This window comes from Sulfuricurvum sp., assembly GCF_023250475.1.
Lineage (GTDB): Bacteria > Campylobacterota > Campylobacteria > Campylobacterales > Sulfurimonadaceae > Sulfuricurvum.
On the sequence record NZ_JAHFAQ010000109.1, the window covers coordinates 1 to 7,484 of the forward strand.

A 7,484-nucleotide genomic window follows, 5' to 3' on the forward strand; every position below is an offset into this window, starting at 1 on the left:
CTCGCCTGTGAAGCGCTTTGCCCGCTTCGATCCAATCCCCTCTATTTCCCTCGCCCTCTTTTATTCGGTGAGATAGGGGTAAAGCCGCCGATATGGTTGTGGATTGCCAAATGGGCGATGATCACGTTTTTGATCGTTGCGTTGATGTCGCCCGTTCGCGATCATAAGGTGGCTCACGAGGGTATCGGATGGGATATTCTCTTCGTCGTCGATCCTTCATTAATCAAATCCGAAACGATCTCCCAGATGATCTCCTTTATCGAGAGCCGTCCCGATGAGCGAATTGCGCTTTGGGTACCTCCTATGACGGTTATTCCTCTGACGTATGATCACCAAACGGTTGTATCTGTTTTGAATCAAACTCCCAAACAAGATGTTTCCATCTCCGTTAATCGAGGGCTCAACTCTTTTTTTGCGACATCACCGGAGGGGAAAAAAATGGCGGTAGTTTTCACAGATAAATCAAAAGCATTCGTCTCCTCGTTGCCCTCAGGGATTCAGAGTGCCGTTGTTTCTCCGAGTAAAGAGCCGCAGTGGGGGAATACGCTCAATCGTACTTATCCTCCTTATAAGATTCAACATGCTCATCGATATTTTGACTACTATTACGTCTATCCCCTCTTTTTAGGTTTCGTGGCGATGCTGGCATATTTGTACGGACGCAATCAAAAAGGGATCCGATGAGTTTTTTGCATGCTGAGTTTTTTATGTGGATGCTCCCGCCGATTTTCGTACTGTTTTATTTCTGGCAGACTCAAAAGTCTCCTCAATCGGCGCTCTTTAACGATGCCGTTTTGAAGCGTCTGCATGCTTCGGAAATCACGATGGGGCTTCGATCTCGGAATAGTTTATTTCTGATTGCCGCACTTTTGTTGATCATCGCCATGGCCCAGCCGGTAATATTCCAAGATGAAGCGGCGAATGGGGGGAGGGGAGACGTTGTAATCGCTTTGGACCTCTCGAAAAAAACGGTTCTTGCGTTTGAAGAGGAAAAACGCTCGGCGATCGATACGATCCGCCGTCTTCAAGGGGTGAATATTGCCGTGATCGGCTACGATACGCAACTCTATCGGATAGTCCCCTATACGACGGATACGAGAATGACGGCAGAGCTGGTCGGCGGATTGGACCCGGAATCGATGCGGCAGTTCAAAAGCGATAGTTCATTGGTCGATAAATTTCGATCCGATGAGGGAACAGTGATCATCATCGGAGATCCGGTATATGAGCGTAATACACAGCTCTTTGGTATCGAATCAAGGATAGAGCAAATCAAAACCGCTCAGCGTCTGTATGCTCATATCCCCCTTTTCTATTATCCTTTGGGGTTGGCGATGCTGTTGATTTGGATAGCCCTTTCATCCATGAGCAAACGCAGAAGTGTTCCCGCCGCGACGATTTTGATAACACTCTGCATCGGTAATCTTCCCAGCCATGGGGGGATATTAGACTTTCAACAACTGAATCACGGGTATGAAGCATACGAAAAAAGGGATTTTCGTCAAAGCGCGCACTATTTTGAATCGTATCAAAAGACGCATGACTCTCCTGAAATACGTTACAACATTGCCAATGCCCTTTACAAAGCCGGAGCATATCAAGAAGCGCTTTATTGGTATCGGAAAGTCCATACTGCCGATCGTCTTTTAGCACAAAAAGTAGCCTATAATCTTTCCGTCTGTGAAGCTAAAATCTCTAAAAAGAGTAAAAGAAGTGAGAACAGAAAATTCAACGAAGATAAAACGCTTTCACATGACTCCCCACGATTACCGAAGAAGAACATGAATGAGATAAAAACGCGCCTTTATCCTATGTAAAAATCTCATAAAGTTTATTGGCACCCTTCATCTCGCGGCGCAGTTCGGCGTAATCTTCATGTTTAAGAGCGGCTTTGAGCGCTTGCAGTTCTACTTCAAAGAGTTCAACTGCTTCGAGGACATTTTCACGGTTTTGGCGAAAGATATCTTCCCACATTGCCGGAGAACTTTTTGCCAGACGGCTCATTGATCGAAATCCCCCTGCAGCGAGGGTGAGGATATTCTCTTTCTCCTCTTGGGCTAATACGGTGTTCGCGAGTGCATAGGAGATGACGTGGGGCATATGGCTGATAAAAGCAGCATGGCGGTCATGCTGTGCCGCACCCATGGTACGAATCTGCATTCCGATCGCTTGGAAAATACGAAGCGCCGTATCTCGCTGCGTATCTCCGCTGTGTTCCAAATCGCACAATACGACAACCTTTTCAGCGTACAGCCCTTCCAGTGCGGCACTTGGGCCGAATTGCTCTGTTCCTGTCATTGGATGGGCGGCAACGACATTGGCACGGATCACAGGGGGGATAGCATCGACGATGAGGGCTTTGGTACTGCCCAAATCGATCAAAGTTTTCTCCGTGCCGACTAAATCGGTCGACTTTTGGAGAAAATCGATAACTCCGTTAACGGGGATCGCCAAAAAAATCACATCACATTCACGTTTAAGATCTTCAAAACTCATAAACGATTCGACCAGTCGCCGTTGCAGTGCTATCTTCTGATGCTCTTCATTGTGATCACATCCGACGATGGAAGAGATGAAAGAGAGGTGTTTTAGCGCAAGCGCCATTGAACCCCCCATCAACCCTAACCCTACAATACCGATCTTCATGATGCCCCTTTGCGCAATATCGTGCCATTTTAGCCCTTTTAAGTTTAATTTACGCTCCAATTAATCGTTAGAGTGATAGAATGGGAGACTATTTTAACGCAATGGAAACTTTGGCTTGAAAACAATTACCCTCTCTTTGATCGTCGCAAGTGCATTAGTACATGCATCTGCGCAAAACGTCCAATCGATTCAGTATGATGGCATGGTCCATATTTCCGAGGCTGTTGCAAAGCGGCTAAATGAGGTTAAAATCGGCGAACCTTTAGATGCTGCTTCGGTCGATAAAACGGTTAGAAATTTCTTTGATCAAGGCTATTTTGAAGACGTATGGGCGGATGAGGATGAGGGAAAAGTGACATTTCACTTTAAAGAGAAACCGATCATCTCTAAAATCGAGCTCAAAGGGTACAAAGAGAACGACGAAGAGGCGAAAAAAACATTGCTTCAAATCGATAAAGGTGCCCTGTATGACCCGAAAAGGGTTGAGGATGCCAAGAAACGGATTATCGATGCGTTGAGTCAGGACGGGAAAATTGATTCCGTCGTTGAGATTGAGACCGAAAAACTTGAAAACGGCAGTATGCGGGTTAGCTTCATCGTTAATGAGGGTGAAGAGATTATCATTAAAAAACTGACGTATGCGGGAGTTTTAACGCAAGATTCCGAAGATTTTGACAGTATGATCGCGAATAAAGAACAGCAGTTCATGGGATGGATGTGGGGACGCAATGACGGTAAAATGAAAGTTGCCGAGTTGCAGTACGATCCGCTCCGTATCCGTGACTTTTACATGCAGCGCGGTTTTTTAGATGCGAAAATTGATGAACCGTTTGTGGCGGTCGATTTTGATCACTATACGGCGCAGATGAGCTATAACATTTTTGAAGGGGATATTTACCGCGTATCGGATATTTTGGTTTTTCAAGATACAAAAGTCATTGAAGATCAAGCCCTTTTGGATGTTATTACTTTGGAGAAAAACAAGCCCTTTAACATCAAAACATTCCGTGACGATGCCGAGCGGATCAAAACCAAAATTGCTGATTTGGGATACGCTTACGTGCAAGTACAACCGGACTTGAAAAAAGATAAAGAGGGGAAAACGGTTGATGTCGTTTACCGCATTATCCCGGGCAAAAAAGTACATATCCGTAATGTCATCGTTTCTGGAAATAACCGTACGCTGGATCGAGTGGTGCGCCGTGAGCTTTTCTTGGCTCCGGGTGATCTCTACAGCCTTACGAATCTCAAAGATTCCCGCAATGCGATCGGACGTACCGGATATTTCGAGAGCAATACGATCGAAGAGAAGCGGATTGATGATGAGACGATGGATTTGATCGTCCAAGCCAAAGAAGCACCGACCGGGAATATCCAAATCGGCGGAGGATACGGAAGCTTCGGCGGAATTTTGGTCAGTGTTGCGGTGAGCGACCGTAATATTTTCGGTTCAGGGATCAATGTAGGGTTAAACCTCGAAAAATCTCAGCGTACCAGCAACTACTCATTCAATATCTCAAACCCTCGTTTGAACGACAGTGATTTCAGCGGCAATTTCTCGGTATTCAACAGCTCGACGGAATACGACAGCTATACCACTGAATCAAAAGGGATAAGTATCGGGACAGGTCACCGATTTAACCGCTATGTAAACGGTTATGTAGGGTACAACTACTCTCAAAACAGCTATAGCAATATCGATCTCAACACAACAACATTGGATGCCCGCTATTATGAAAGCTATTCAAAAAGTTCGGTGGTTGTTTCAGGAACGTATGATAATACCGATGATTATTACGTTCCGCGAGAAGGGATGATTCTATCGCAAAGCATTGAAATGGCAGGGGTCGGCGGTGATGCGGAGTTTTGGAAAAGCCGTACCAGTTTCAGTGTCTATCAAGGGCTTCAGAAGTGGACCGATTTTGACTTGATCCTTCGCTACAAAGCCCGCTTCAACTATGCCAGCGAGAGCGGCTATCTGCCGTTGGGCGAAAAATTTTATATGGGGGGAATCGGATCGGTTCGCGGATATCAGGGATACTCTCTTTCACCGACAAGCGGTGTTGACAGAAACGGAGATCCGTATAAAATCGGCGGAACCCAAACCTTTTCGAATAACCTTGAATTCAGCGTACCGCTCGTTCCCGAAGCAAAAATGCGGGCGACGGCTTTTGTCGACTACGGAATGATCGGTGAAAACAGCATGAGTGAAATCAAACGGGGCGGTTATGGGGTAGCATTAGAGTGGTTTAGCCCTGTCGGACCGCTTCAGCTTGTATTCGCCAATCCGATCAGTGACAAGGCTGGGGATGATATCGCCCATTTCGAATTTACAATCGGACAACGATTCTAATACTTCACGTCGCCCTGCGCTCAAGGAAATATCGCTTCGTGAGCGGTACCCTTGTTTTGCCGAAGGTTGTGACGATATTCATGGTTCGACGCATCCACAGCACATGAATTCGCCACAAACCTACTACTCTCTCTTGTTTATGCAAATACCACCGTCAGATTGTTAGGAAGAACAATATTTTTGAGTTGCTCACGCGCCAAATAGAGGTATTTTCCGCTAATCATTAATGTATTGCCCTCCATACGTATATCTATTTCCGAGGCATTGACCCGTGAGGCCAATAGAATGTGAGAAAGCCACAAAAGGGTACTTAACCCATCAAGCGTTGCATCATCGGGCAAAAGCTGTCCATACCCCTCTTTGGAGACCAAAGAGGAGGAGCTGTGACCTTTTTTAAATAAGAGAAGATGAGAGATTAACGCAATCTGCGAATGATTCAGTGCGTAGTCGAGAGCACTCATAGCTAAATAATAGCTATGACGCTGGTATGCGTAGTATCGAATCCCTATCCCGATGGAGAGGAGTTTCGCGGCAATAGAGAGCTCGTGTTGATGAGAGGGATTAATTCCGAGAGAAACATGCAGAAGTTCAAAAAGACGTTTGCTCAAGTGGGCACATTGTTGTGCATGAGTGCTGTGTTGTCCGTAGGTATCGAGCAAATAGCGGACGCTTGGGTTGTAATTGGCGGGAAACGTATCTCCGGAATTGCGGAGAAGATCGCTCAAAAATACCCCCTCTCGAACACCCACACCGCTGCACACCAGTGTTTTGGCTTGAATATGGCGGATAATCCGTTCCAAAATCAGAGTCCCGGGCTTGATCGTATCGAAGCGGTCCGCTTTAATATAAAGAGATTTGAGCTTTTTAGGCGTTGCATCCATGATTTGCCCAGAGAAATGTAAAAAAGTGTCGCTGTCGGTAGTGTAGGCATGGAGCTTATTGAGCGGATAGTCCTGTTTTTTCATCAAGGCTCGGGAGAGGGCACGAAAAGTTCCTCCGATTCCGATGAGGGTATCGGCACTGAGCGAGGGGAGCTGTTTTAAGGCTTCGTCGATATACTCAATCGCACCCGGGATATTATCGGTATCAAAAAAAAGCTCTTTAATCCGAACGGTTCCTATGTTGAGCGAATAGAGCTGTTCTACTTTACCGTTTCGTAATCGGGCAAATTCACTCGATCCACCCCCGACATCAATGCTGAGTGCTTCGGAAATAGGAGGGAGGAGATTGGCACACGCCATTCCACCGAAATAGGCCTCTTTTTCTCCGCTGATGACTTTGATCGAAAGATTGTACTCACGCTGTATTCGGGAGAGAAACGTATTGGCATTCGGGGCATCACGGACGGCAGAGGTAGCGACGCAGAGGATTTTTCGGGCATCGAAAGACTTGGCAATGGATAAAAACTCACCCAGTGCCAGAGCGGTACGGTCCATTGCATCGGTTTGAAGATATCCACCGTTTTTATAGGCATTTTCACTGATACGAACGGAACTTTTAACTTCGTGAAGGATATGAAAAGCAAAACGGCTGGTTTTTTGAAATACCGCAAGGCGCATGGAATTGCTTCCGATGTCGATAACAGCGGTACATTTCGCCATTTACTCCTCTTCTTCGATCAATTGTTTGTGTTTGTAGAGCAATTCTTGCATCGTTTCCACGTTGTCTTTGTCAGGGATAATACAATCAACAGGACAAACCGCAATACAAGCCGGCTCATCGTAGGTTCCTACACATTCGGTACAGCGGTCTGGATCGATGATATAAATCGGATCGCCCTCTTCAATGGCATCCATCGGGCACTCTTCACGGCATGCGTCGCATGCGATACATTCATCGACTATTAGTAATGGCATAGGTTAAACCTCGGTTTTATATTTGGTTATTGCGCGATTTATAGCGAAAGGAACCTTTGAGGAGTTTTAAACGTCTCAATATTACCTTTGCGGAATGACGCAACACAGTTTCGAAGGGAGAATGAGACGAGCACAGGTGCCGTCGATTCCATCGTCCCTATTGGTAAGGGTGATTGTAGCACCGATTGCTTCTGCGGCACTTTTGGCTAAAAAGAGACCCAACCCAACCCCGGATTTGTTTCCTTGGCGTTTAAAGGGGGCAAATAGATCGATACTCTCATCAATGCCACATCCCTCGTCGATCACCTCGATAACGATTCCTACCCCATTGAGATGGCTTTGAAAGCGTATTGTTTTACCTGCCGGAGTAAACTTGAGAGCATTTTGCAAAAAATTCTGCAAAATCTGATTCAGCAGGGTCACTTGCAAGACAGCACTGTAGGCATCGGGCTCAAAACGGGTCAGGAGTGTTTTGTTTTCACTGTTGGCCAAAAGTTTAAAATCTCCCTCCCATTTTTTGAGGATATGGATAATATCGATTTGTACCGGAATTTCGAGCTGTGCCCCTTCCTGTCGGCCGATATTGAGAATATAGGCAACGATTTTATTCATCTCATCGACACTTTGAT

At 45.9% G+C, this 7,484-nt stretch carries 7 protein-coding genes; 3 read left to right on the top strand and 4 right to left on the bottom strand.

All coding sequences use genetic code 11. The features are described 5' to 3' along the window. Together Q0C19_RS09635 and Q0C19_RS09640 are read left to right on the top strand one after the other, a co-directional pair. Positions 1-684, top strand: a 684-nt coding sequence (locus Q0C19_RS09635; protein WP_295055474.1) for a hypothetical protein, incomplete at its 5' end; no start/stop codon positions are given. Further along, complete coding sequence (locus tag Q0C19_RS09640) at positions 681-1,817, top strand: tetratricopeptide repeat protein (RefSeq protein ID WP_295055476.1); 1,137 nt, start codon at positions 681-683, stop codon at positions 1,815-1,817. The genes Q0C19_RS09635 and Q0C19_RS09640, both read left to right, overlap by 4 nt. Here the strand turns inward: Q0C19_RS09640 and Q0C19_RS09645 are convergent. Continuing rightward, on the bottom strand, positions 1,810-2,646 hold the full coding sequence (locus tag Q0C19_RS09645) for a prephenate dehydrogenase (protein ID WP_295055478.1): 837 nt from the start codon (positions 2,644-2,646) through the stop codon (positions 1,810-1,812). The genes Q0C19_RS09640 and Q0C19_RS09645 overlap by 8 nt on opposite strands. A gap of 115 nt (positions 2,647-2,761) precedes the next feature. Between Q0C19_RS09645 and bamA the strand changes: the two genes are divergently transcribed. Continuing rightward, the gene (gene bamA / locus Q0C19_RS09650) at positions 2,762-4,999 is read left to right on the top strand and encodes an outer membrane protein assembly factor BamA (protein WP_295055480.1); all 2,238 of its coding nucleotides are present in this window, start codon (positions 2,762-2,764) and stop codon (positions 4,997-4,999) included. A gap of 137 nt (positions 5,000-5,136) precedes the next feature. On the opposite strand, the gene Q0C19_RS09655 is transcribed toward bamA, so the two are convergent. From Q0C19_RS09655 to Q0C19_RS09665, 3 genes are all read right to left on the bottom strand, one after another. Further along, positions 5,137-6,600: a Ppx/GppA phosphatase family protein gene (locus Q0C19_RS09655; RefSeq protein WP_295055481.1), complete on the bottom strand. Its 1,464-nt coding sequence runs from the start codon at positions 6,598-6,600 to the stop codon at positions 5,137-5,139. Continuing rightward, on the bottom strand, positions 6,601-6,855 hold the full coding sequence (locus Q0C19_RS09660) for a YfhL family 4Fe-4S dicluster ferredoxin (protein ID WP_295055483.1): 255 nt from the start codon (positions 6,853-6,855) through the stop codon (positions 6,601-6,603). Between the two features lie 81 nt (positions 6,856-6,936). After that, positions 6,937-7,484, bottom strand: a 548-nt coding sequence (locus Q0C19_RS09665; RefSeq protein ID WP_295055485.1) for an ATP-binding protein, incomplete at its 5' end; no start/stop codon positions are given.